Consider the following 21,254-nt stretch of genomic DNA (forward strand, 5'->3'; position numbering starts at 1 on the left):
ATCTCGGGAGGACGACGTGCGGTTCGACGAGAACGCCCAGCTCGACACGTCCGGCGTGGACGACCTGCGAGGCTCCGGCGGTGGCCGGGGCGGCGGGGTCGGCGGCCGGGTGGCAGGCGCGGGCGGCGGCCTGGGCCTCGTCGGCGTCATCCTGTACCTGCTGCTGTCGAACTTCGCGGGTGTCGACATGTCCGGGATGGGCGCGGGTGACGGCTACCCCGGGCTCGACCAGGTCGGCGCAGGCCAGACGGCGGACAACTCGTCGCTGCAGCAGAACTGCGCCACCGGCGAGTCGGCGAACACCTCGACGGACTGCCGTGTCGTCGCCGTCGTCAACTCCCTCGACGACTACTGGGCCACCCAGTTCTCCTCCGGTTTCACCCCGCCGCGCACGAACTTCTTCTCCGGCGGGGTCAGCACCAACGGCTGCGGGTCGGCGACGTCGGACAGCGGGCCGTTCTACTGCCCCGCCGACTCCGAGATCTACATCGACCTCACATTCTTCCAGGAGCTGCAGACCCGCTTCGGCGCGAAGGGCGGACCGTTCTCGCAGGCCTACGTGATCGCCCACGAGTACGGCCACCACATCCAGAACCTCACCGGCACCAACCGCCGCGCGGGCAACGACACCGGCCCGACCTCCGGCTCGGTGCGTCTGGAGCTGCAGGCCGACTGCTACGCGGGCATCTGGGCCAACCACGCGACGACGACGCCCGGCCCGTCCGGGAAGCCCCTGATCACCCAGCTGGACCAGTCCGACATCGACGCCGCCCTCGACACCGCGTCCCGGATCGGCGACGACTACATCCAGTCCAACCTGGGTGGCGGCCGGGTCGACGAGTCGCAGTTCTCGCACGGCAGCTCCGCGCAGCGCGAGAAGTGGTTCACCACCGGCCTGCAGAGCGGCAACCCCGACTCCTGCGACACCTTCGCCGCACGCAGCCTCGACTAGCGCCGTAGCCGCCCGAGCTGGTGATCCAGCACGGCGAGCGCGCCGGCCTCGTCGGCATCGCCGAGCAGGACGGACTCGGCGATGCCACCGGCCAGTGCCAGGAGCACGGTCGCCTCCCGGTCCGGGTCGAGCGCGGCGAGCTCGCCGGCGTCGCGGGCCGCTGCGAGCCGGTCGGCGACGGCCGCACGGATCAGGCGGTTGCCCGTCCGGTAGGTCTCGCGCAGCCGGTCGTCGCCGAGTGCACGGATGAGGAAGGCGGAGCCGACCCGGGCGTCGGTGCGGGCGTAGTCGTCGAGCGGGAGCAGTGCGACCAGCAGGGCGCGAACCTCCCCCAGCGGCGACGACGGCGCGGCCGCCGCCATCCGCGCGCGCACCCGCTCGTCGACCCGCAGCCGCAGGTGCTGCGCGGCGAAGTCCAGCAGCTCGTCACGCGAGGCGAAGTAGTGCTGGACCCGCCCCTTCGAGACCCCTGCCTCCTGCGCCACCCGGGCCAGGCTGACCGCCTCCAGCCCCTCGGCCGCAGCGATCCGCCAGAGCGCCTCCGCGATCTCCCCGCGGCGCTGCCCGTGGTCGACCACCTTCGGCATCTCCACCTCGTTCCGATCCGATCGGCTTGCGAAAAGCCCCTGCCGGCTTTTACAGTCCGATCGTATCGTGAAACGGGGGGACGATGCGCACCGGACACTTCACCAGCGCCGCGGCCCGGGACCGGTTCCGCGCGCTGTACGACGACGTGGCCGCCGGGCTGGGGCCGACGAGCAGCCGCGACATCCCCACCACGCACGGCGTCGTCCGCGTTCTGACCTGCGACGGACCTCCCGGGGACCCGTTCGTCCTGCTGCCCGGGGCGGGGTCGCCCGGAGTGAGCTTGGCGCCGAACGTGCCCGCGCTGCGGCGCCGGGCGACCGTGCACCTCGTCGACCCGCTCGGCGGTCCCGGCGCGAGCACCCAGGACGTGCCGCTCCGGTCGGTCGCCGACCAGGTCCGCTGGCTCCGCGACGTCCTCGACACACTCGGGCCGTGCCACCTCGTCGGGACCTCGATGGGCGGGCGCCTGGCGTTCGAGGTCGCCCGCCGCGCCCCGGCCGGGATCCGGACGCTCGGCCTGCTCGACCCGGCCCGCACCTTCACGGGCATCCCGGCCGGCACGGTGGCCGCCTCGATCGGAGCGCAGCCCGGCGCCCCGTCGTGGCTGCGCCGGCGGTTCGTCACCCACCTGGGAGGCGGCGCCGACGTCGTCGACGACCCGGTCGCCCGGCTCATCGAGGCGGGCCTGTCCGGCTACGCCTCCGCGATCCCGCTGCCACCGCTGCCCACGGCCCGCGACGTGGCCGCGGTCGGCGTCCGCACCCTGGTGCTGCTCGGCGGGCGCAGCACGATGCTCGACGCCGGCCGGGCGCGGGATCGGGCCGCGCTGCTGCCACGCGGCACCGTCGAGGTGTGGCCGGACGCCACGCACGCGCTGCCCGGGGAGTTCCCGGAGCGGGTCGCCGAGCGGCTGTCGTCGCTGGTGACGGCGTCGTGAAGCGCCGGGAGCTCGCGGTCACCGTGCTCGGCGACATCGTCGCGCCGCTGGTGCTGTTCTACGTCCTGCGGGCGGTCGGCGTCGCGGCCGGGCCGGCGCTGCTCCCCGGGTCCGCGGTCCCGGCGGCGCGGGCGCTGTGGGTGCTCCTGCGGCACCGGCGCGTCGAGTGGTTCGCGGTGCTCGTGCTCGTCCTGTGCGTGGCGAGCGCGGCGACCGCACTGCTCGGCGGCGACGACCGCGTCCTGCTCGCCCGCGAGGCCGTGGTCACCGCGGCGCTGGGCGTCGTACTGCTCGCGAGCGTCTTCTCGTCGCGCCCGGTGATGTTCGTGATCGGCAGGCTCACCCTCGCCGAGTCCGGCCACAGCCCCGACGAGTGGGACCGTCGCTGGGCCTCCTCCGCCCGGTTCCGCTCGATCTGGCGGTGGCTGACGGCGGGCTGGGCGGCGGGCCTGTTCCTCGACGCCGCCCTGCGGGTGACGTTCGCCTACACACTGCCGGTCGACGTGGTGCCCGCGGTGCAGGGCGTGCAGTGGTTCGCCGTGCTGGCGGTGCTGCTCGTCGCCGGGCAGGTGTGGCTGCGACTGCCCCGGCACCGCGCGCTGATCTTCAGCTGACCGCGGCTCATCAGCCGACCGGCGGCGCCGCGGCGAGGAACTCCGCCAGGTCCGCGGTGTAGCCCTCGACGACGAGCTCCCACCCGGGCCGCACGAACGCCTCCCGGTCGAGGCGCACCCGGTACTCGGTGACGCGCTCGTCGTCGTGGACGATCGTGGCGGTGCCGTCGTCGCGGTAGCCGAGCCGGGCCGACACCGCCGCGGACCGCGCGTTCCCCGCCAGGTACTCCGAGCGCGCCACCAGCGCGCCGAGGTGGTCGAAGGCGAACGCCAGTACCGCGGCCCGCATCTCGGCGCCGTGGCCGCGGCCCTGAGCGCGGCGCACCAGGTACGAGCCGGTCGAGACCTCGCGGCGCACGCCGAACCGGTCCCCCACCACGTCCTGCATGCCGACGACCCGGCCCTGCGCCCGCACGACGAACGTCAGCGTCCACCACTCCGGTGACGCCCTCGCCCGGTTCCCCCAGTAGTACTGCGCCATGCCGCGCCCCAGGTACCGCGGGTCCGCCCGGGTCCACGGCGTGCGGAACGGCATCTCCGACGACGGGTGGATCCCGCTGCCGTGCACGGCCTCCACCAGCTCGCGGAGCGACGCGTCGTCCTCGATGCGCAGCTCCAGGCGCGGGGTCCGCAGGGTCAGCCCGGCCAGCGGCCACGGGTCGGGCACCGGGTCGATCGGCGCGGGGAGCACGTCCATCGGTCGACCGTGCCGGATCGCCGGGATGCGCGCCACGGAATACGGTCGGCTCCCATGTGGGCGATCACCTTGACCGAGTACGGCGGACCCGAGCAGATGACGTGGGCCGAGGTGCCCGACCCCGAGCCAGGGCCGGGTGAGGTCGTGCTCGACGTCGTCTCCTCGGCCGTCAACCGGGCCGACCTCCTGCAGGTCCAGGGGAACTACCCGGTCCCGCCCGGCGCGTCGGAGATCCTCGGGCTGGAGTGCGCGGGCCGGATCGCCGCGCTCGGCGAGGGCGTGACCGGCTGGTCGGTCGGCGACGAGGTCTGCGCCCTGCTCGCCGGCGGCGGCTACGCGACGAAGGTCGCCGTCCCGGCCCCGCAGCTGCTGCCCGTCCCCGGGGGCGTGTCGCTGGAGGAGGCGGGCGGCCTGCCCGAGGTCGCCTGCACCGTCTGGTCGAACGTGTTCCTGGAGGGCCGGCTCGCCGAGGGCGAGACGTTCCTGGTCCAGGGCGGCTCGTCGGGCATCGGCACGCACGCGATCCAGGTCGCGAAGGCGTTCGGCGCACGCGTCGCGGCCACCGCGGGCCACGCCGACCGGATGCAGTTCTGCCGTGACCTGGGCGCCGACATCGTCATCGACTACCACGACGACATCGCCGAGGAGCTGAAGAAGGCCACCGACGGCCACGGCGCCGACGTCATCCTCGACAACATGGGCGCCAAGGGCCTGGCGAACAACCTGTCGGCGCTGGCCCGCGACGGTCGACTGATGATCATCGGGATGCAGGGCGGGGTGAAGGCCGAGCTCAACATCGGCGCCCTGCTGGCCAAGCGCGGCCACGTCTCGGCGATGGGCCTGCGCGGCCGCCCGGTCGAGGGGCCGCACTCGAAGGCCGAGATCGTCGACGGGGTCCGGGAGAACGTGTGGCCGCTGTTCGCCGATGGCCGGGTGAAGCCGGTCGTCTTCGAGCGCTTCGCGATGTCCGACGCCGCCGACGCCCACCGCAGGCTCGCCGCCGGTGGGGTCACCGGCAAGCTCCTCCTCGTGAACTCCTGAGCGGGCGGGTCCAGAATGGGGCACATGAGCGACGAGCAGGAGACGTCCGGAGACCGGGTCGTGGTGGTCGGCGCCGACGGGCGGCCGGTGGGCATGGCGTCGGTCCCGCAGGACGACGACGGGTCCACGCAGAGCCCGGCCGGCCTGGTCGAGCAGCCCGCGAAGGTCATGCGGATCGGCACGATGATCAAGCAGTTGCTGGAGGAGGTGAAGGCGGCACCGCTGGACGAGGCGTCCCGCGAGCGGCTCAAGGAGATCCACGAGAACTCCGTCAAGGAGCTCGAGGAGGGTCTCGCGCCGGAGCTGCGCGAGGAGCTGCACCGGCTCAGCCTGCCGTTCACGGCGGACACGACCCCGTCGGAGGGCGAGCTGCGGATCGCCCAGGCCCAGCTGGTCGGCTGGCTGGAGGGCCTGTTCCACGGCATCCAGACCGCGCTGTTCGCCCAGCAGATGGCCGCCCGCGCCCAGTTGGAGCAGATGCGCCGCGGGCTGCCGCCGGGGATGGGCGGCGGGGCCCCCGAGCAGGGCGGCGTACCGGAGGGCATGGGTCGCGGGACCGGGCAGTACCTCTGACCCACGCCGACGACCTGCGGTTTCGCGGTGTCCCGGCGGGGGGCTCCCCTGCCGGGACCGCGGACGGCGTCTGAGTACCCTCACCGGGTGGCCGTGACCGTGACCGACAACGAGCCGGGCGACGTCGTCGACCCGTCCGAGGTGTCGAGCCCGCGCAGCTGGCGCCGGGCGTTCGCGGACCTCGCCCAGGGCTGGCGGCAACGGCCGTTGTGGGGCTACCTCGGCTGGCAGGACATCAAGCAGCGCTACCGCCGCTCCGTCCTGGGGCCGCTGTGGATCTCGATCAGCATGGGCGTCATCGCCCTCGGCCTGGGCATTCTCTACTCGGCGCTGTTCGGGATGTCGCTGGCGACGTTCCTGCCGCACGTCGCCGTCGGGCTGCTGATCTGGAACTTCGTGTCCGGCTGCATCCTCGAGGGCAGCGAGGTCTTCATCGCCAACGAGGGCCTGATCAAGTTCCTGCCCGCCCCGCTGAGTCTGCACATCTACCGGCTCGTGTGGCGGCAGACGCTGTTCTTCCTGCACAACCTGGTCGTCTGGGTCGTGCTGATGATCGTGTTCCCGCATCCGCTGGGGCTGTCGACGCTGCTGGCCGTCCCGGCCTTCGCGCTGCTGGCCGTCAACGGCGCGTGGGTCGCGATCCTGTCCGGGATCCTCGCGACCCGCTTCCGGGACATCCCGCCGATCATCGCCAGCGTGACCCAGCTGATCTTCTACCTGACCCCGATCGTCTGGTCGGTCGACACGCTCAGCAAGAACGACGTGGCCCGCGAGCGCGCGCAGCTGGTCGAGCTGAACCCGGTCTTCCACTTCGTCGAGATCGTGCGTCAGCCACTGCTCGGCCAGGAGATCGTCGGCCGGTACTGGCTGGTCACCGGCGTGATCACGCTGGTCGGCTGGGCCGCGGCACTGATCTGCCTGCGCAACTACCGCTCCCGCGTCGCGTACTGGGTGTGAGCCGCTGTGACTGAACCCCGCATCCGGATCGACCGCGCCGCCGTCGACTTCCCGATCTTCGACGCCAAGACGCGCTCGCTGAAGAAGGCCGTCCTCGGCAGGGCGGGCGGCCGGATCGGCACCGACGCCAAGGTGCCGATCATCGAGGCGCTGCGCGACATCACCGTCAGCCTGGACAAGGGCGCGCGCGTCGCACTCGTCGGGCACAACGGCGCCGGCAAGTCCACGCTGCTGCGACTGATGGCCGGCATCTACGAGCCCACCCGTGGCCGCTCGATGGTCCGCGGCAAGGTCGCGCCCGTGTTCGACCTCGCCGTCGGGATGGACCCGGAGATCTCCGGCTACGAGAACATCCTGATCCGCGGCCTGTTCCTGGGCATGACACGCAAGCAGATGGAGGCGCGGATCGACGACATCGCCGCCTTCACCGAGCTCGGCGACTACCTGGAGATGCCGCTGCGGGCGTACTCGACGGGCATGCGGGTGCGGCTCGCGCTCGGCGTCGTCACCTCGATCGACCCCGAGATCCTGCTCCTCGACGAGGGCATCGGCGCCGTCGACGCGGAGTTCCTGAACAAGGCCCGCGACCGGCTGCACGAGCTCGTCGACCGCTCCGGGATCCTGGTCTTCGCCTCGCACTCCGACGAGTTCCTCGCCGACCTGTGCGACACCGCGCTGTGGATGGAGCACGGGACGATCAAGGAGTACGGCCCGCTGCACGAGGTCCTCGACCACTACAAGGGGCGGACCCCGTCGTGACCGTACCGCTCCCGCCCGGCTCGGTCGTCGGCGTCATCGTGACGCGGCACCGCGCCGAGCTGCTCGTCGACTCGCTCGCGGCGATGGCGAAGCAGACCCATCCGCTGGCCCACTTGATCGTCGTCGACAACGGGCCGGACCGGCCCGCCCGCGACGCCGTCGAGGCGTGCCCACTGCCGACGACCTGGCTGCCGTCGTGGTCCAACCTCGGCGGTGCCGGCGGCTTCGCCCTGGGGATGCTGCACGCCCTCGCGATGGGCGCCGAGTGGATCTTCCTGGCCGACGACGACGGCCACGCCGCCGACGAGTCCACGCTCGCCACGCTGCTCGAGGTCGCGCAGCGGCACCAGCTCGCCGCGGTGTCCCCGGTGGTCGCCGACAAGGCCGACCCGGACCGCCTCGCCTTCCCGCTGCGCCGCGGCGTCACCTGGCACCGGTCCCGCTCGGCGCTGGGCCCCGACGACCTGCTGCCCGGCATCGCCAGCTTCTTCAACGGCGCCCTGTTCCGGGCCTCGACCCTCGAAGTCGTCGGGGTCCCGGACCTGCGCCTGTTCGTCCGCGGCGACGAGGTGGAGATGCACCGGCGGATGGTCCGGTCCGGGCTGCCGTTCGGCACCGCGTTGCAGGCCACCTACCTGCACCCCTACGGCTCCGACGAGTTCAAGCCGATGCTCGGCGGGCGGCTGCACGCCCAGGACCCGGGCGACGAGGTCAAGCGCTACTACACCTACCGCAACCGCGGCTACCTGATGTCCCAGCCGGGGATGCGCAGGATCGGCCTCCTGGAGCTGCCGAGGTTCGCCTGGTACTTCCTGGTGACCAAGCGCGACCCGGGCGCCTTCCGCGACTGGCTCACCCTGCTCCGCCAGGGTCGCCGGGAACAGTTCCACCGCGCCCCCTGATCATCCACACCCCTTGACCGTCGTCCACACCCGTTGCAACAGGTGTGGATGCCCCGCAGTGGGTGTGGATGCGGTGTCCACACCCGGTGGAGTTGTCCACAGGGCGCTGGTTGGGGGCGGTGGGGCGGCCGTGGTCGGTCAGTGTCACCGGTATGACACGCGAGACGCTCCGGGGCGACGCACACGGCCTGGTCCGGCGTAGCCGGCTGCGGGAGCAGGGGTTCTCCGACGACGAGATCGACGCGCTGCGGCGTAGCGGGGTCCTGACCGGTGTCCGGCGCGGGGTCTACCGGCTCACCGACGGGGGCGGATCGGACTCGGCCGTCGTCGACCACGCTCTGCGTGCCCGGGCCGCCGCGCCGGGACTGTCCCCGGATGCGGTGTTCGGCCACGTCACCGCATCCGTGCTGCTCGGCCTGCCGGTATGGGCCGTCCCGCTCGATCGGCTCCACGTCCTCCGGTCCCGCCCCACCGGTGCCCGGACCCGCGGTGACATGGTCGTACACAGCGGAGCACTCGCCTCCGACGACGCGGTCGAGGTCGACGGCCTGCGCCTGACGGGTCCCGCCCGCACGGTCGTCGACCTGGCCCGGTCGTTGCCCACGGAACAGGCGCTGGTCGTCGCGGACGGCGCCCTGCATGCCGCGGTCGTCGACGGGCGCACCGGGCACCCTCGACCGGGCGCGACATCGCCCGACGACATCACGTCGGCGCTGGCCCGGGCCACCGGGACCACAGGAGTGGGCACGGCTCGCCGGACCCTCGCCCTCGTCGACCCGGCGAGCGAGAGTCCCGGGGAGACCCGCAGCCGTCTCGGGATGCACCTGTCCGGCCTGCCCACCCCGGTGACGCAGTGGCCCGTGCCCGGGACCCGTTACCGTGCCGACTTCGCCTGGCCGGGGCTGCGTGTCGTCGGCGAGTTCGACGGGCGCGTGAAGTACGGGCGCGCCCGCTGTCCCGGCGGGGATGCGGCCGAGGCGCTCTGGGAGGAGAAGCGCCGGGAGGACCGCATCCGCCGCACCGGGCTCGTCGTCGTCCGCTGGACCTGGCAGGAGATCACCGACCCCGGCCCGCAGGGCATGGTCGCCACCCTCCGCTCCGCGCTCCGGTCCTGACGGATCCACACCCCCTGTCTGGCGTCCACACCCGTTGCAGCAGGTGTGGATGCCCGAGAACAGGTGTGGATGCGGGGGTCAGTCCTTGAAGATGACCCAGCGCAGCATGACGAAGTTGATCGCGGTGGCGGTGCCCTGGGCGACCAGCCAGGCGAGGCTGGTGTCGTAGCTCAGCGGCGGCAGCAGGTGCAGGACCAGGGAGTTCATGCCGACGTTGACGGCGAAGGTCGTGCCGTAGAGGGCCACGAAGCCGGCGAACCTCGCGCGGCCGCCGGTGTTCGCGCCGGTGAAGGTGAAGCGCTTGTTGAGCAGGTACGCCGTCGTCGTACCGAGGATGAAGCTGATGCCCTTGGCGAACGGCACCCACAGGCCCGCGTTCAGGAGCAGGTGATAGACGCCGAAGTCGACGATCGCGGAGAGCACGCCGATCGCGACGAAGCTGCCCAGCTGGCGGACGAGGCCGAGGCGCGGGGCCGGGGCGTCGGCCGGACCGGTGGCCGGGGGCTCGGCCCGGGTGGGCTCGGTGGCGGTCACCCATCGAGGGTAGCGGCGCGCGCCGCAACGACCGCGTCGACCCACCGAAGCGCAGGTCGCGCCCCTCCGACCTGCCGATCCGTACGCGACCGTGGACAGGGCAACGCACTTTGCCGTACAAAGTTGGTGACGGAGCAAACCAGTTGGTAGTGGGGGAAGCATGCAGGATCGGACGGACACCGACGTCGACGACCAGCCGCCGCGCTCACCGGCCGACGCGCTCGCGATCATCGAGCGCGAGCAGGCCCGGCAGGTCCCGCCGTACTGGATCTTCTATCTGATCTGGGGCGCGGCCTGGGCGGTCATCGGGCTCGCCTGGTTCGCGAACGGGACCGGGGCGGTCACCGCGCTCACCGCGGGCGTTCTCACGGGGCTGGCGATCGCCGGGGGGTCGATCAGCAGCGGCGTGGTCGGCGCCCGGATGGGACGCGGCGTCGCCGGGCCGAGCCAGCTCCACGGCGCCCTCTACGGCTGGGTCTGGCCGGTGGCGATGATCGGTGTCGTCGCGCTGGTGATCGGCCTCGGCCGGCTCGGCGCGCCGGTCGGGTTCGCCATGCCCGCGCTGTTCGTGTTCGTCACCGGCGGCCTGTTCGCGGTCGGGGCCGCGGTCTGGCGCAACGTCCCCGACTACGCACTCGGACTCGGACTGCTGGTGCTCGGGGCAGCGCTGCCGTTCGTCCCGGCACCGTGGCACGCGCTGACGCTGGCCCTCGTCGGCGGCGGCGCACTGGTCGCCACCGGACTGTGGACACGGGCGCGGGTGGTCCGATGACCGAGCTCGACCCCGTCATCCACGCCCAGGCCCGGCTGCGGGTCACCGCCACCCTCGCGGCACTCGACGACGGCGACCGCATGACCTTCCCGCGCCTGCAGGAGCTGCTCGGCATGACCGCGGGCAACCTGTCCACGCACCTGCGCAAGCTGGAGGACTCCGGCTACGTCGCGATCACCAAGACGCACCAACGACGCACCCCGGTGACCTTCGTCGAATTGACGAGAACGGGCCGGCGGGCCTTCGAGGACTACACGACGGCCCTGCGAGCGCTGCTCGACCCGTCGTCGGACCCCTCGGAGGTGCCGTCGTGACCGCCCCGGTGGAGCTGCGCGGGGTCTCCCGCCGCTACGGCGACACCCTCGCCCTCGACGACGTCGACCTCGTCCTGGAGCCCGGCAGCCTCACCGGACTGCTCGGCCCGAACGGCGCGGGCAAGTCGACGCTGGTCAACCTCGTGTCCGGGCTGCGCCGGCCGGACACCGGCACGGTGCGGATGTTCGGCGGGGACCCGCGGGACGCGGCGAACCGGGTCGCCCTGGGCACCACCCCGCAGCAGACGGGGCTGCCGGACACGCTGCGGGTCGGGGAGATCGTCCGGTTCGTCGGCGCCCACTTCCCCGACCCGGTCGGGGCCGGCGAGCTGCTGGAGCGCTTCGGCCTCGACGGGCTGGAGCGACGCCAGGCGGGCGGGCTGTCCGGCGGCCAGAAGCGCCGCCTCGCGCTCGCGCTCGCGTTCATCGGTCGTCCTCTGCTGGTGCTGCTCGACGAGCCGACGACCGGCCTGGACATCGAGGGGCGCCACGCGCTCTGGGACACCGTCCGCGAGTTCCACGCCGGCGGCGGGACCGTCCTGCTGACCACCCACTACCTGGACGAGATCGAGTCGCTGGCGGAGCGCGTCGTCGTCCTGGCCGGCGGTCGGATCCGCGCCGACGGCGACGTCGACGCCGTCCGTGGTGCTGTCCGGGGCGGCCGGGTCGCGTTCCGGACCACGACGGCACCCGGGGGACCGGCGGTGCCCGACGACCTGCCCGGCGTGGACCGGGCCGAGGTCGACGGCGACCGCGTCGTGCTGCACACCCCCGACGCCGACGAGCTCGTCCGCGCCCTGGTCCGCCACGACGTCCCGTTCACCGACCTCGCCGTCTCCCGCGCCTCGCTGGAGGACGCGTTCCTCACCCTGACCGGAGGACAGGCATGAGCATCGCCACGGCGCACGCCCGCTACCTGATCCTGGAGCAGCTGCGGATCCCGGTCGCGGTGCTGTCCACCGCGCTGTTCCCCGCCCTGACCCTTTGCTTCTTCGTGCTGCCGTTCGACTGGGGCGACGACCCGGTCGCGGCGACCCGCACGGTCGCCCAGCTCGCGCTGTTCGGCGTGCTCAGCGGGTTCCTGTTCACCTTCGGGGTGGGCGTCGCCGACGACCGCGAGAAGCCGTGGGACCCGTACCTGCGCACGCTGCCCGCGCCCGCGTCGGCCCGGGTGGTCGGCCGGCTCGCGGTCGGTGTGCTGTTCGCGCTGCTCGGGATGCTGCCGGTGGTCGTGCTCGGCGCGCTGCTCACACCCGCGGCCGTCGAGCCCGCCCGGCTGCCGGGCGCGGTGCTGGCGCTGCTGGTGGCCGGGCTGCCGTTCCTGTTCGGCGGGCTCGCGATCGGCTACTCGCTGCCGACCAAGGTGGCGCTGCCGGTGACCCAGCTGGCGTTCTTCCCGATGGCCTTCGGCGGCGGGCTGCTGCTGCCGCCGGAGCTGTTCCCCGGCTGGCTGGCCCGCGCGACCGAGCTGCTGCCCACCCGCGGGGCCCGCGACCTGCTGCTCTGGTCGCTCGGCGGACCGGCCCCGAGCGGCCGGCACTGGGCGCGTTCGCGGTGTGGACGGTCGGGCTGGCCCTGCTGGTGGGTTGGGCCTACCGGCGCGACGAGGGCCGTCGCTTCCGGTGAACCGGGTCAGAAGTGACGGCCGGCGAAGGTGTAGCGGGGCCGCACCGTGACCGAACCGGCGGCCGTCCGGCCGTAGACGCGGAAGTGCGGGCGGCCGTGGACGGCGCGGCTGGGCATCTTCGAGCGGACCGAGCCGTACTGGGAGACGAGGCCGTCGACGTCGGCGGTGGCGTTCTCCGGGACCAGCAGCCGGGCCGAACCGGCGCCGAGCTCCAGCTCCACCTCGACGACGGGCAGGGGCAGCTGCGCGTCGCAGAAGTCCAGTAGCACCGCGCCGAGCGAGGTCTGCACCCGCAGCCGGGCCGGGACCGCCCAGTCGCCGCGGCGCTTGACCCCGCTCATGCCGCCGCGCAGCACCGTGGGCGGGCCGACCGGTGTGGCGAGGACGTCCGCGGACAGGTTCAGCGGGTCCCCGGGCAGGTCGGACAGCACGGGGAGCAGCTCGGAGCCGAACCGGGCGCCGTAGACGACCGACAGCCGCTCCTGCAGCTCCTCGACCGAGATGCGGCCCTCGCCCAACGCGTGGTTGAGCCGCGCCGCGACGCGCTCGCGGTCGGCGTCGGAGATCCTGATCTCCCGACCCTCTCCGGGTAGCCGCGCGCCGGTCACCCCACCAGGGTAAACACCTAGCCGACGGGTGCGCCGTCCGGCAGCCGGAAGAGCCACACCCCGCCGTCGAACCGGCCGGGGTCGCCGGTCACCCGGCGGGTCCAGGCCAGCGCCCTGGCCTCGTCTCCCCCGGCGTACCCGGGGACGAACGCGACGGCGGTGATCCCCAGGTCGCGCAGCTCGCGGTGGGCGGCGGCGGCGTAGTCGTCGCTGGGCTCGTCCTTGCCGTCGGCGACCCACTGCGCCCCGATCTGGTAGCGGTTCCAGCGGGACTGGATCGCGACGTCGTCGTCGGGGTCGGAGGCGATGAAGTAGCCGCCGCGGATGCGGAACGCCGGGCCGGAGGCCGCCTGCCACCGCAGGCCCTGGGCGCCGTCGTCCCAGGCCGCGGTGATGCGTGGGTAGATCTCGACGACGTCGGCCGGGCCCAGCGGCGCCGCCCCGGCCGCGAAGAAGGCGGGCACCGGAGCGGGCCGGACCTCCTGGGCGTCGGCGGGCAGCCACGACACCACGGTCAGCGCGGTCAGGGCGACGGCGCCGACCGCCGTCGCCGGGGTGTCGAGCGGCATCCGGTCCACCCACAGCGCTACGACGACGGCCACGCACATCGCCGGCACCACCTGGATCCGGACCGGCTCGACCTCCGACAGCAGCGGCACCTCGGCGAACACCAGCCAGGGCAGCGGGATCCCGGTGTAGTCGCCCAGCAGCACCACGCTCGTGCCGAGCGAGGCGACCCAGGACAGGAACCCGACCGCCGCGACCACCCGCAGCGTCGTCGACCGGACGACCAGCACCGCGACGACGACCAGCGCCAGCGCGGCGAGGCCGACGTAGCCGCCCTGCTCACCGATGTGGCCGCCGAGCTCGGCGTCCGTGCCGTCGGGGACCGCGCGAACGGCGGTCAGCCGGGTCGGGACCAGCAGGTTCACCAGGTCCGCCCCCGTGGCGTGCACGTTGCGGATCGGGCCGCGCGGCCGGTTCGGCCCGGCCAGCACCAGGTACAGCGGGTACGCGCCGAGCACCACGAACACCCCGACGCAGGCCAGTCCGGCCCGGGCCAGCCCCGGCAGGTGGGCGGGGACCCGGCGCGGGAACCGCAGCGCGAGCACGATCGCGGTGACGACCAGGAAGATCACGCCGATCGCGAGGGTCTGGGTGTAGAGGACGAGCTGCCCGACCAGGGCGAGCCCGGCCGCCGCCCCGACCGTCCACGGCCGGCGCAGCGGCCCTCGCGCGAACAGGTGGTGGGCCAGCAGCAGGAGCAGCGGCGGCAGCAGCGACCACGTGAGGTTGAGGTGCCCGGCGATCGCGTGCGCGAGGTGGAACGGGGAGAACGCGTACAGCGCTCCGGCGATCCCGCGGGCGGCCCAGCCGCGACCGGTCCGGCCCACGTACGGGCCGAGCGCGGCGACCAGCACCAGCCCGGAGACGACCGGGCCGAGGATCAGGCCGACGTTGAACGCGGTCACCGAGCCCGCGACCAGGGTCACCGGGGCCAGCGCCAGCGCCAGCAGCGGCACCGCGGTGTTCCACAGTGCGTTGAGCCCGTACGGCCAGTGCATCCAGTCGGTGACCAGCGGGTTCTCCCCGTGCGTCACGGCGAACGGGAACCAGTGGATCCACCAGGAGAACATGTCGGCGTCGGCGGTGACGTGGCCGATCAGCAGACCGCCCGGGTCGGCGAGCACCCGGCGCTGCAGCCACAGCGAGCCCAGCAGGTACCCGAGCCCGAGCAGCACGTACAGCCCCGCGGTCGCGCCCCGGCCCCGCGCCGGTGGCAGCGGGAGGCGGACCTGCCGCTCGTCGAGCACGCGCCCAGGGTCGCACCCGTCGCCGTCGGGGCCCCTCGCTACCCTGGCGACGATGACGGACACGACCGTTCCCCGCAGCACCAGGACCGACGCCCCGGCGCGACGGACCGCCTCCCTGCACGGCTGGGGGCGGACCGCGCCGACGATCGCCCAGCTCGTCACCCCCCGCGACGCCGAGGACGTGGCCGAGGCCGTCCGCACGGCGGGCGAGCGCGGCGTGATCGCGCGCGGGCTCGGCCGGTCCTACGGCGACCCGGCACAGAACGCGGGCGGCGTCGTCCTCGACATGCCGGGGCTGAACCGGATCCACGCCATCGACCCGGACACCGGCGTCGCGGACGTCGACGCGGGCGTCAGCCTCGACCAGCTCATGCGCGCCGCGCTCCCGCTCGGGCTGTGGGTCCCGGTGCTGCCGGGCACCCGTCAGGTCACGATCGGCGGGGCGATCGGCGCCGACGTGCACGGCAAGAACCACCACACCAAGGGCAGCTTCGGCAACCACGTCGAGTGGCTGGCGCTGGTGACCGCGGACGGCTCGGTGCGCGAGCTGACCCCCTCCGGGCCGGACGCCGAGCTGTTCTGGGCGACCGTCGGCGGGATGGGCCTGACCGGGGTGATCGTGCGGGCCAGGGTGCGGCTGCACCGGACCGAGTCGGCGTACTTCGTGGTCGACACCGACCGCACCGACGACCTCGACGGCCTGCTCGAGCTGCTCACCGACGGCTCCGACGACACCTACGGCTACTCCGCGGCGTGGTTCGACACCACCGCGACCGGCGCCCGGATGGGCCGGTCGGTGCTGACCCGCGGCTCGCTCGCCACCGTCGACCAGCTCCCCGCGAAGCTGCGGTCCGAGCCGCTGAAGTTCGACGCGCCGCAGCTGCTGACCTTCCCGGACGTCTTCCCGAACGGGCTGGCCAACAAGCTGTCGCTGACCGCGTTCTCCGAGCTGTGGTTCCGCAAGGCACCGAAGCGCCAGCGTGGCTCGGTGCAGAACATCACGGCCTTCTACCAGGTGCTCGACGTGTTCGGGGACTGGAACCGGGTCTACGGCTCGAAGGGCTTCCTGCAGTACCAGTTCGTCGTCCCGATGGGGGCCGAGACCGAGCTGCGCCGCATCGTGTCGAAGATCGCGGCCTCGCCGCACAAGTCCGGGCTGAACGTGTTCAAGCGCTTCGGCGCGGGCAACGACGCACCGCTGTCGTTCCCGACGGAGGGCTGGACGATCACCGTCGACTTCCCGATCGCACGCGGCCTGTCCCGCTTCTGCACCGAGCTCGACGAGATGGTGCTGGCCGCCGGCGGGCGCCTGTACCTGGCGAAGGAGTCGCGCACGTCGCCGGAGGCCTTCGCCGCCGGCTACCCGCGGTTCGCCGAGTGGAAGGCGATCCGCGACGGCGTCGACCCCACCGGCGTCTTCGCCTCCGACATGTCCCGCCGCCTCGCACTGACCCTCTGACGTCCGGAGCCAGCACCATCATGATCGACGCAGTCGGCAACCCGCAGAGCATCCTGCTCCTCGGCGGCGCCTCCGAGATCGGCCTGGCCACCGTGCGCGCGTTCGCCGCGGACCGCCCGTTGCGGGTCGTGCTCGCCGCCCGCACCGGCCCCCGGCTCGACGCCGCCCGCACCGAGCTCGAGGCGCTCGGGTGCGGCGTGGAGACCATCGAGTTCGACGCCCGGGACATCGAGACCCACCCCGAGGTAGTCAAGAAGGCCTTCGCGGGCGGGGACATCGACGTCGCCGTCGTCGCGTTCGGGCTGCTCGGCGACAACGAGAAGGCCTGGACCGACGTCGACCACGCCGTCGAGCTGGCGCAGGTCAACTACACCGCGACCGTCTCCACCGGGGTCGCGCTGGCCGAGCGGTTCCGCGCGCAGGGCCACGGCTCGCTCGTCGCGATCTCCTCGGTCGCCGGGGAGCGGGCCCGCCGCTCGAACTTCGTCTACGGCTCCACCAAGGCCGGGATGGACGCGTTCTACACCGGTCTGACCGAGGCGCTGCGCGAGTTCGGCGTGACCGTGACGATCGTCCGGCCCGGCTTCGTGCACTCGAAGATGACCGAGGGCCTCGACGCCGCACCGCTCGCGACCACCCCGCAGGCCGTCGCCGACGTCATCGTCGACGCGGTGCGGACGGGCAAGGAGCTGGTCTGGGCGCCGGCGCCGATGCGCTTCGTGATGAGCGCCCTGCGCCACGTGCCGCGGCCGATCTTCCGCAAGCTGCCGATCTGAGCCCGGACGGGGCGGCCTACCAGCCGTCGACGTGCAGGACGGTGTCGAGCGGCTGGCGCTTCGCGGGCTTGAACGTGTCGCCGGTGTAGTACGCGACCGGCAGCAGGACCCCCTGCCGCACGTCGTCCGGGATCCCCAGCAGCTCGGCGATCTCCTTCTCGTACTGCAGGTGCAGCGTCGTCCAGGCGCTGCCCAGACCACGCGCGCGCAGCGCGAGCTGCAGGCTCCACGCGGCCGGCAGCAGCGAGCCCCACAGCCCGGCCTGGTTCGACGCCGGCAGCTCGGCCTTCGCAGTGATCGCGCCGATGACCAGCACCGGGACCTCGCCCATCCGGTCCGCGAGGTACTGCGCGCTGTCGGCGACGCGGAGCTGGGTGGCGTCGCGGTCGGCGTCGCCGTGGGAGCGGGTCGTCGGGTACTGCGCGGAGTTCCGGTAGGCGGTGAACGCCTTCCGGTAGTACTCGCCGACGGCCTTCCGCTTCTCGGCATCGGTGAGCACCAGCCAGTGCCAGCCCTGCTGGTTGGAACCGCTCGGGGCCTGCAACGCGACCTCGAGACTGTCCCGGACCACCTCCAGCGGGACCGGACGCTCCAGGTCAAGGCGCTTGCGGACCGACCGGGTGGTGGTGAGCAGCTCGTCGGGGCCGAGGGGCAGCACATCGCTCATGCCCTGCACGCTACGGCGCCGCCGGCCTCCTCGCGATGATCACCGCGCGCTCACCCGCGCCCGCCTCGCACGTGAGCCGCCCCGCGGACCGCTGCGCGCGGGTCGCGGCCAGACGCGGGTCGGCCCAGGTGGGGATGCCGCCGTAGGGGCCACGGGTCAGCCCGTCCGAGCCCTCCCGGACGATCTCGAACCCGGCCTCGACGAGGATCTCCCGGATCCGCAGGTGCCCGCGCGGGACCCGTGGCGGCACCCAGCGGGCACCGGCCAGCTCGCGGCCGCGGCCCTCGGCGTCGGCGGCGACGACGAGTGCGTGCCCGCCCGGTTCGAGCGCCCGGAACCAGCCGCCCGGGCCGAGGTCACCGGCGAGCGCGGCGTCCGGCAGCCGGTCGAGCACCTCCACCGCGGTCAGCGACGCGACCGGACCCGGCAGAGCGTCGAGGCTCAGGTGCACGGGGCAGCCCGGCGCACCGGCGCGCATCCGCTCCGCCTCGGCCTCCGAGCCGGCGAGCCCCGAGGCCGGGCCGAGCCGCGCCAGCCCGGCGAGCAGCGCCCCGCCGGCACCCGCCACGTCGAGGTAGGGGCCACGGCCCAGGTGGTGGCGGACCAGGCGCAGGTACCAGTGCAGTGCGGCCCGCTCCGGCGGTGCGGCACCGGTGGGCTCGGGCAGGTCGGCGAGGGGCGGGGTCGTGGGGATCATCGGTCCATCGCGTCGGTGGGCGGGACCCGTCCTGGGGCGCGACGGGCGGGCACGTCCATTGTCGCCGACGCGGCGCCGCGGTGTCCGGGCACCGGCGTCACGTCCCGGGCACCGGGATGCGGCGTCACCGGACCGCTCGCCCGGTGCGCGGACCGCCGCCCGGCGGGCACCGCCGGTCTCTTCGCCCCACGGGACCGGATCCGACGCGGACGCGGCCGTGCCCCCGGACCACGGTGGTGGTCCGGGGGCACGGCCGTGTTACCCGCTCCCCAGCGGTGTCTCAGGCCCCGTGCGCCGGCTTCTTCCGGGGGCGACGGGATGCGGCCGCACCCGAGGCGGCGACGATCGGCGTCGCGGCGCTGGCGTGGGCGTCGCCGCGACGACGGCTGGCGCGGCCGCAGTTCTCGACGCCGGTCCGCGTGCCGGGCAGCGCCGAGGCGGAGCGGATCGCCCGCGGCGCCGGGACGACACCACGGTCGTCGGCGAGCTCACGGGCCGCGATGTGCAGCGACCGCAGCCGCTCCATCCGGTCGACGCCGGAGGTGGTGCCGGTGCCCTCGACGACCGGGGTGAACAGGTCCCCGCCGGTCCCGGCGCCGCCGCTGCGCATCCGGGCGACGGCCACCAGGTCCTCCGAGAGGTCGCTGTGCCCGGCGCCGTCGAAGTCGGCGGCCCGGGCCGCGGCCAGGCGCTCCAGCACCCAGCGGGCCGAACCGGCCGGGGCCGGGACGTCGATCTCGGCCGCGGCGGGCACGTCGGCGGGGTCGGCATCGGGGCGGCGCGGTGCCCGGGTGGGCAGCGCGGGCGCCGGGACGGCGATCGGGTCGGCCGGAGCCGGCTCGGACGCCGGGGCGGTGGGCTCGGGCTCGGCGACCGGCGCGGACGGGGCCGCGACGGGCCGGACGAGCGGCATGGCCGCGGTGCGCGCGTCGTCGGCCGGGTCCTGCTCCGCAGGTGTGGTGGGCGTCCAGCCCGACGTCGTGGCGACGGCGGGGCCCGCCGAGCGGCGGCGGACCACCGGCAGCGCCTCGGTCACCGACGGCACGTCGCCGGGCTCGTCCCCGGCCACCGGCCGGGCCGCGACGACCGGCTGCTCCCCGGTGCGGGGCCGAGCGACAGCCGGCTGCTCCCCGATGCCGGGCCGAGCGGCGACCTGCTGCTCCCCGGCGCCGGGCCGAGCGGCGACCTGCTGCGGCCGGGCGGGCTGCGGCACGGCGGGCTGCTGAACGGCGGGCTGCGACGAGGCGGACCGCTGCACGGCGCCCTGCTCGGACGACGCGCTCTGCGGCGTCGGCGTGCCCTGCTGCGTCGGCGCGCTCTGTGAAGGTGCGCCCTGCGTCGGCGCGCCCTGTGCAGGAGCGCCCTGCGTCGGCGCGAACGCCCGCGACGGGGCGGGTTCCGGCGCCGTCCGCCGGGCGGCTGCCGCCGGGGCGGGGTCCGCGGCCGGTGCGGCCGACACGACCGGCAGCACCGAGGTCACCGGCTCGTCGGTGACCACCGCCAGCACGGAGGTCTCCGGGTCACGGCGCGCCGCGTCGTTGTCCACGACGCGACGGGCGGCGGGGACCGGGTCGGGGGCGACGACCGCCTCGACCGCCTCGGGGGCGGGCCGGGTGCGGCCCCGCATCCACCGGCGCGCGGGACGTTCGACGAGCGAGTACAGCAGGTGTGCCACGGGCAGAGTCCCCACGAAGACGGTGAGCGCGATCAGATGCCCCGTCTCCCCGCCGCGGGGGAGGACACCGGAGTCGCTCAGGAACCAGAAGATCTCGAACATCGGGATGTGGACCAGGTAGAGGGCGTAGGAGATCCGCCCTCCGTGCACCACCGGGCCACGGGTCAGCAGGTGGTGCACCGGTCCGCGGTCGGCGAGCGCGAGTGCCCCGACCAGGATCGGGAAGGCGACGACGGCCAGGCCGTGCAGCCCGCCGCCGAGGACCGACCCCGCCAGCAGGACGAACGGGACCGCGGCGACGGTGAACGTCGCCGTCGTCGAGGCCGCGGAGCGGGTCCGCTCGGTGGTGCGCAGCCGCCGCACGGCCAGCATCGCCAGGACGCCCGCGGAGAACCCGCCGAGGACCCGGACCAGCCAGCTGTACGGGTAGTACGGCGACCCGACCACGAGGAACGCGGCCGCCATCGGTGCGGTGCAGAGCAGCGACCCCGCCGCCAGCACCGCGAACGGCAGGTTCCGCAGCCGGAAGAAGCCGAGGGGCCAGCAGCGGGAACAGCAGGTAGGCGAGCCACTCGGCGCTGATCGACCACGTCGGGCCGACCCAGGACGCGCCGTCGAGGTACTGCTCGTCCCACATCTGTACGCCGAACAGCTGCTCCAGCCACGCGCCGACGGTGAACGACGGCTGCACCGACTGGTAGACGACGTCGGTCGTCGACCCGAACACCAGCCGCGCCACGAGCCACACGCCGAAGAGGTGGAGGACCACCACGTAGGCGGGCCACATCCGCGCCGCACGGGCCCACACGAACCCGCCGGCCTCGCGCAGCCGCAGCCGCGGGCCCAGCTGGTCGAGGTAGGTCCAGGCGATCACGAAACCGCTCAGGACGAAGAAGAGGTCGACGCCGAGCGCGCCCTGCGTGATCAGCGGTCCGAGCCAGTCGTTCACCGTCTCCACACCCGCCATCGGGGTGAAGTGGAAGTGGAACGCGACGACCCAGAGCGCGGCGACGATCCGCAGACCGGTCAGCGCGAGCACCTCACCGCCGCCGTCTCCTCCACTTCGGACGGACGGAGCACCCTGTTCGGGCGCGGTGCCGCCGACGGCGGACGCGACGCCGGCCGGGTCGTCGGCCGTCGTGCGCGAATCGGTGCAGATGCTCACACCCGACCCAA

At 73.9% G+C, this 21,254-nt stretch carries 23 protein-coding genes and 1 pseudogene; 15 read left to right on the forward strand and 9 right to left on the reverse strand.

What is annotated here, in order from left to right; translation table 11 throughout:
* Nucleotides 1-16 precede the first annotated feature (16 nt).
* Nucleotides 17-952: a neutral zinc metallopeptidase gene (locus tag KPL59_RS17135; protein ID WP_226352663.1), complete on the forward strand. Its 936-nt coding sequence runs from the start codon at nucleotides 17-19 to the stop codon at nucleotides 950-952.
* Here KPL59_RS17135 and KPL59_RS17140 read toward each other — a convergent pair.
* Nucleotides 949-1,539: a TetR/AcrR family transcriptional regulator gene (locus tag KPL59_RS17140; protein ID WP_226352662.1), complete on the reverse strand. Its 591-nt coding sequence runs from the start codon at nucleotides 1,537-1,539 to the stop codon at nucleotides 949-951. The two genes, KPL59_RS17135 and KPL59_RS17140, sit on opposite strands and share 4 nt — an antisense overlap.
* A gap of 83 nt (nucleotides 1,540-1,622) precedes the next feature.
* Here KPL59_RS17140 and KPL59_RS17145 point away from each other — a divergent pair, with 83 nt between their 5' ends.
* Together KPL59_RS17145 and KPL59_RS17150 are read left to right on the forward strand one after the other, a co-directional pair.
* Nucleotides 1,623-2,477, forward strand: coding sequence for an alpha/beta fold hydrolase (locus tag KPL59_RS17145; protein WP_226352661.1), 855 nt, complete (start codon nucleotides 1,623-1,625; stop codon nucleotides 2,475-2,477).
* The gene (locus KPL59_RS17150; RefSeq protein WP_226361385.1) at nucleotides 2,474-3,091 is read left to right on the forward strand and encodes a VC0807 family protein; all 618 of its coding nucleotides are present in this window, start codon (nucleotides 2,474-2,476) and stop codon (nucleotides 3,089-3,091) included. The genes KPL59_RS17145 and KPL59_RS17150 overlap by 4 nt, the downstream gene beginning before the upstream one ends.
* A gap of 10 nt (nucleotides 3,092-3,101) precedes the next feature.
* Here the strand turns inward: KPL59_RS17150 and KPL59_RS17155 are convergent, their stop codons facing one another.
* Nucleotides 3,102-3,788 (reverse strand): GNAT family N-acetyltransferase, encoded by a 687-nt coding sequence (locus KPL59_RS17155; RefSeq protein ID WP_226361386.1) that lies wholly within the window; start codon nucleotides 3,786-3,788, stop codon nucleotides 3,102-3,104.
* 54 nt (nucleotides 3,789-3,842) lie between these two features.
* Here KPL59_RS17155 and KPL59_RS17160 point away from each other — a divergent pair, with 54 nt between their 5' ends.
* From KPL59_RS17160 to KPL59_RS17185, 6 genes are all read left to right on the forward strand, one after another.
* Complete coding sequence (locus KPL59_RS17160; protein WP_075309115.1) at nucleotides 3,843-4,829, forward strand: NAD(P)H-quinone oxidoreductase; 987 nt, start codon at nucleotides 3,843-3,845, stop codon at nucleotides 4,827-4,829.
* Between the two features lie 15 nt (nucleotides 4,830-4,844).
* Nucleotides 4,845-5,402: a bacterial proteasome activator family protein gene (locus tag KPL59_RS17165; RefSeq protein ID WP_051050488.1), complete on the forward strand. Its 558-nt coding sequence runs from the start codon at nucleotides 4,845-4,847 to the stop codon at nucleotides 5,400-5,402.
* An 87-nt stretch (nucleotides 5,403-5,489) separates the two neighbouring features.
* Complete coding sequence (locus tag KPL59_RS17170) at nucleotides 5,490-6,359, forward strand: ABC transporter permease (protein WP_020627925.1); 870 nt, start codon at nucleotides 5,490-5,492, stop codon at nucleotides 6,357-6,359.
* Between the two features lie 6 nt (nucleotides 6,360-6,365).
* Nucleotides 6,366-7,118: an ABC transporter ATP-binding protein gene (locus tag KPL59_RS17175; RefSeq protein WP_020627924.1), complete on the forward strand. Its 753-nt coding sequence runs from the start codon at nucleotides 6,366-6,368 to the stop codon at nucleotides 7,116-7,118.
* Nucleotides 7,115-8,020, forward strand: coding sequence for a glycosyltransferase family 2 protein (locus tag KPL59_RS17180; RefSeq protein WP_226352658.1), 906 nt, complete (start codon nucleotides 7,115-7,117; stop codon nucleotides 8,018-8,020). Before KPL59_RS17175 ends, KPL59_RS17180 begins: the two co-directional genes overlap by 4 nt.
* Before the next feature lie 152 nt (nucleotides 8,021-8,172).
* Nucleotides 8,173-9,135 (forward strand): type IV toxin-antitoxin system AbiEi family antitoxin domain-containing protein, encoded by a 963-nt coding sequence (locus tag KPL59_RS17185; RefSeq protein ID WP_226361387.1) that lies wholly within the window; start codon nucleotides 8,173-8,175, stop codon nucleotides 9,133-9,135.
* 78 nt (nucleotides 9,136-9,213) lie between these two features.
* On the opposite strand, the gene KPL59_RS17190 is transcribed toward KPL59_RS17185, so the two are convergent.
* A complete protein-coding gene (locus tag KPL59_RS17190; RefSeq protein WP_308187905.1) occupies nucleotides 9,214-9,669 on the reverse strand; it encodes a GtrA family protein in 456 nt (151 codons plus the stop codon).
* A gap of 160 nt (nucleotides 9,670-9,829) precedes the next feature.
* Here KPL59_RS17190 and KPL59_RS17195 point away from each other — a divergent pair, with 160 nt between their 5' ends.
* Genes KPL59_RS17195 through KPL59_RS17210 form a run of 4 tightly spaced genes read left to right on the forward strand, consistent with a single transcriptional unit; the run spans nucleotide 9,830 to nucleotide 12,397 of the window.
* A complete protein-coding gene (locus KPL59_RS17195) occupies nucleotides 9,830-10,441 on the forward strand; it encodes a hypothetical protein (RefSeq protein WP_226361388.1) in 612 nt (203 codons plus the stop codon).
* Nucleotides 10,438-10,755: a transcriptional regulator gene (locus KPL59_RS17200; protein WP_226352655.1), complete on the forward strand. Its 318-nt coding sequence runs from the start codon at nucleotides 10,438-10,440 to the stop codon at nucleotides 10,753-10,755. The genes KPL59_RS17195 and KPL59_RS17200 overlap by 4 nt, the downstream gene beginning before the upstream one ends.
* Nucleotides 10,752-11,645, forward strand: a complete 894-nt coding sequence (locus KPL59_RS17205) for an ABC transporter ATP-binding protein (RefSeq protein ID WP_226361389.1) — start codon at nucleotides 10,752-10,754, stop codon at nucleotides 11,643-11,645. The genes KPL59_RS17200 and KPL59_RS17205 overlap by 4 nt, the downstream gene beginning before the upstream one ends.
* Nucleotides 11,642-12,397: an ABC transporter permease gene (locus tag KPL59_RS17210; protein ID WP_226352654.1), complete on the forward strand. Its 756-nt coding sequence runs from the start codon at nucleotides 11,642-11,644 to the stop codon at nucleotides 12,395-12,397. The genes KPL59_RS17205 and KPL59_RS17210 overlap by 4 nt, the downstream gene beginning before the upstream one ends.
* Here KPL59_RS17210 and KPL59_RS17215 read toward each other — a convergent pair.
* Together KPL59_RS17215 and KPL59_RS17220 are read right to left on the reverse strand one after the other, a co-directional pair.
* On the reverse strand, nucleotides 12,388-12,990 hold the full coding sequence (locus KPL59_RS17215; protein WP_020627916.1) for a DUF1707 domain-containing protein: 603 nt from the start codon (nucleotides 12,988-12,990) through the stop codon (nucleotides 12,388-12,390). The two genes, KPL59_RS17210 and KPL59_RS17215, sit on opposite strands and share 10 nt — an antisense overlap.
* 17 nt (nucleotides 12,991-13,007) lie before the next feature.
* Nucleotides 13,008-14,804 (reverse strand): hypothetical protein, encoded by a 1,797-nt coding sequence (locus KPL59_RS17220; RefSeq protein ID WP_226361390.1) that lies wholly within the window; start codon nucleotides 14,802-14,804, stop codon nucleotides 13,008-13,010.
* A gap of 52 nt (nucleotides 14,805-14,856) precedes the next feature.
* Here KPL59_RS17220 and KPL59_RS17225 point away from each other — a divergent pair, with 52 nt between their 5' ends.
* Together KPL59_RS17225 and KPL59_RS17230 are read left to right on the forward strand one after the other, a co-directional pair.
* Nucleotides 14,857-16,263, forward strand: a complete 1,407-nt coding sequence (locus tag KPL59_RS17225; RefSeq protein WP_075309122.1) for an FAD-binding oxidoreductase — start codon at nucleotides 14,857-14,859, stop codon at nucleotides 16,261-16,263.
* Between the two features lie 20 nt (nucleotides 16,264-16,283).
* A complete protein-coding gene (locus KPL59_RS17230) occupies nucleotides 16,284-17,039 on the forward strand; it encodes a decaprenylphospho-beta-D-erythro-pentofuranosid-2-ulose 2-reductase (RefSeq protein WP_226361391.1) in 756 nt (251 codons plus the stop codon).
* Between the two features lie 16 nt (nucleotides 17,040-17,055).
* Here the strand turns inward: KPL59_RS17230 and KPL59_RS17235 are convergent, their stop codons facing one another.
* The 4 genes and pseudogenes from KPL59_RS17235 to KPL59_RS37730 form a co-directional block, all read right to left on the reverse strand.
* The gene (locus KPL59_RS17235) at nucleotides 17,056-17,706 is read right to left on the reverse strand and encodes a nitroreductase family protein (RefSeq protein ID WP_226352651.1); all 651 of its coding nucleotides are present in this window, start codon (nucleotides 17,704-17,706) and stop codon (nucleotides 17,056-17,058) included.
* Between the two features lie 10 nt (nucleotides 17,707-17,716).
* Complete coding sequence (locus KPL59_RS17240) at nucleotides 17,717-18,403, reverse strand: hypothetical protein (protein ID WP_226352650.1); 687 nt, start codon at nucleotides 18,401-18,403, stop codon at nucleotides 17,717-17,719.
* Between the two features lie 280 nt (nucleotides 18,404-18,683).
* Entirely contained in the window at nucleotides 18,684-20,579 is a 1,896-nt protein-coding gene (locus tag KPL59_RS17245; protein ID WP_226361392.1) for an acyltransferase, read from the reverse strand.
* A gap of 46 nt (nucleotides 20,580-20,625) precedes the next feature.
* Nucleotides 20,626-21,243, reverse strand: a pseudogene (locus KPL59_RS37730) (acyltransferase family protein); the annotation flags it as partial.
* Nucleotides 21,244-21,254 lie beyond the last annotated feature (11 nt).

Source organism: Pseudonocardia sp. ICBG1142, assembly GCF_020496255.1.
GTDB lineage: Bacteria > Actinomycetota > Actinomycetes > Mycobacteriales > Pseudonocardiaceae > Pseudonocardia.

What these genes read in the sequence shown, in the direction of transcription:
- KPL59_RS17140 (WP_226352662.1), bottom strand. Translation starts at nt 1,539, where the DNA reads ATGCCGAAGGTGGTCGACCACGGGCAGCGCCGCGGGGAGATCGCGGAG.
- KPL59_RS17145 (WP_226352661.1), top strand. Translation starts at nt 1,623, where the DNA reads ATGCGCACCGGACACTTCACCAGCGCCGCGGCCCGGGACCGGTTCCGC.
- KPL59_RS17155 (WP_226361386.1), bottom strand. Translation starts at nt 3,788, where the DNA reads ATGGACGTGCTCCCCGCGCCGATCGACCCGGTGCCCGACCCGTGGCCG.
- KPL59_RS17160 (WP_075309115.1), top strand. Translation starts at nt 3,843, where the DNA reads ATGTGGGCGATCACCTTGACCGAGTACGGCGGACCCGAGCAGATGACG.
- KPL59_RS17165 (WP_051050488.1), top strand. Translation starts at nt 4,845, where the DNA reads ATGGGGCACATGAGCGACGAGCAGGAGACGTCCGGAGACCGGGTCGTG.
- KPL59_RS17185 (WP_226361387.1), top strand. Translation starts at nt 8,173, where the DNA reads ATGACACGCGAGACGCTCCGGGGCGACGCACACGGCCTGGTCCGGCGT.
- KPL59_RS17195 (WP_226361388.1), top strand. Translation starts at nt 9,830, where the DNA reads ATGCAGGATCGGACGGACACCGACGTCGACGACCAGCCGCCGCGCTCA.
- KPL59_RS17200 (WP_226352655.1), top strand. Translation starts at nt 10,438, where the DNA reads ATGACCGAGCTCGACCCCGTCATCCACGCCCAGGCCCGGCTGCGGGTC.
- KPL59_RS17210 (WP_226352654.1), top strand. Translation starts at nt 11,642, where the DNA reads ATGAGCATCGCCACGGCGCACGCCCGCTACCTGATCCTGGAGCAGCTG.
- KPL59_RS17225 (WP_075309122.1), top strand. Translation starts at nt 14,857, where the DNA reads ATGACGGACACGACCGTTCCCCGCAGCACCAGGACCGACGCCCCGGCG.
- KPL59_RS17230 (WP_226361391.1), top strand. Translation starts at nt 16,284, where the DNA reads ATGATCGACGCAGTCGGCAACCCGCAGAGCATCCTGCTCCTCGGCGGC.
- KPL59_RS17235 (WP_226352651.1), bottom strand. Translation starts at nt 17,706, where the DNA reads ATGAGCGATGTGCTGCCCCTCGGCCCCGACGAGCTGCTCACCACCACC.
- KPL59_RS17240 (WP_226352650.1), bottom strand. Translation starts at nt 18,403, where the DNA reads ATGATCCCCACGACCCCGCCCCTCGCCGACCTGCCCGAGCCCACCGGT.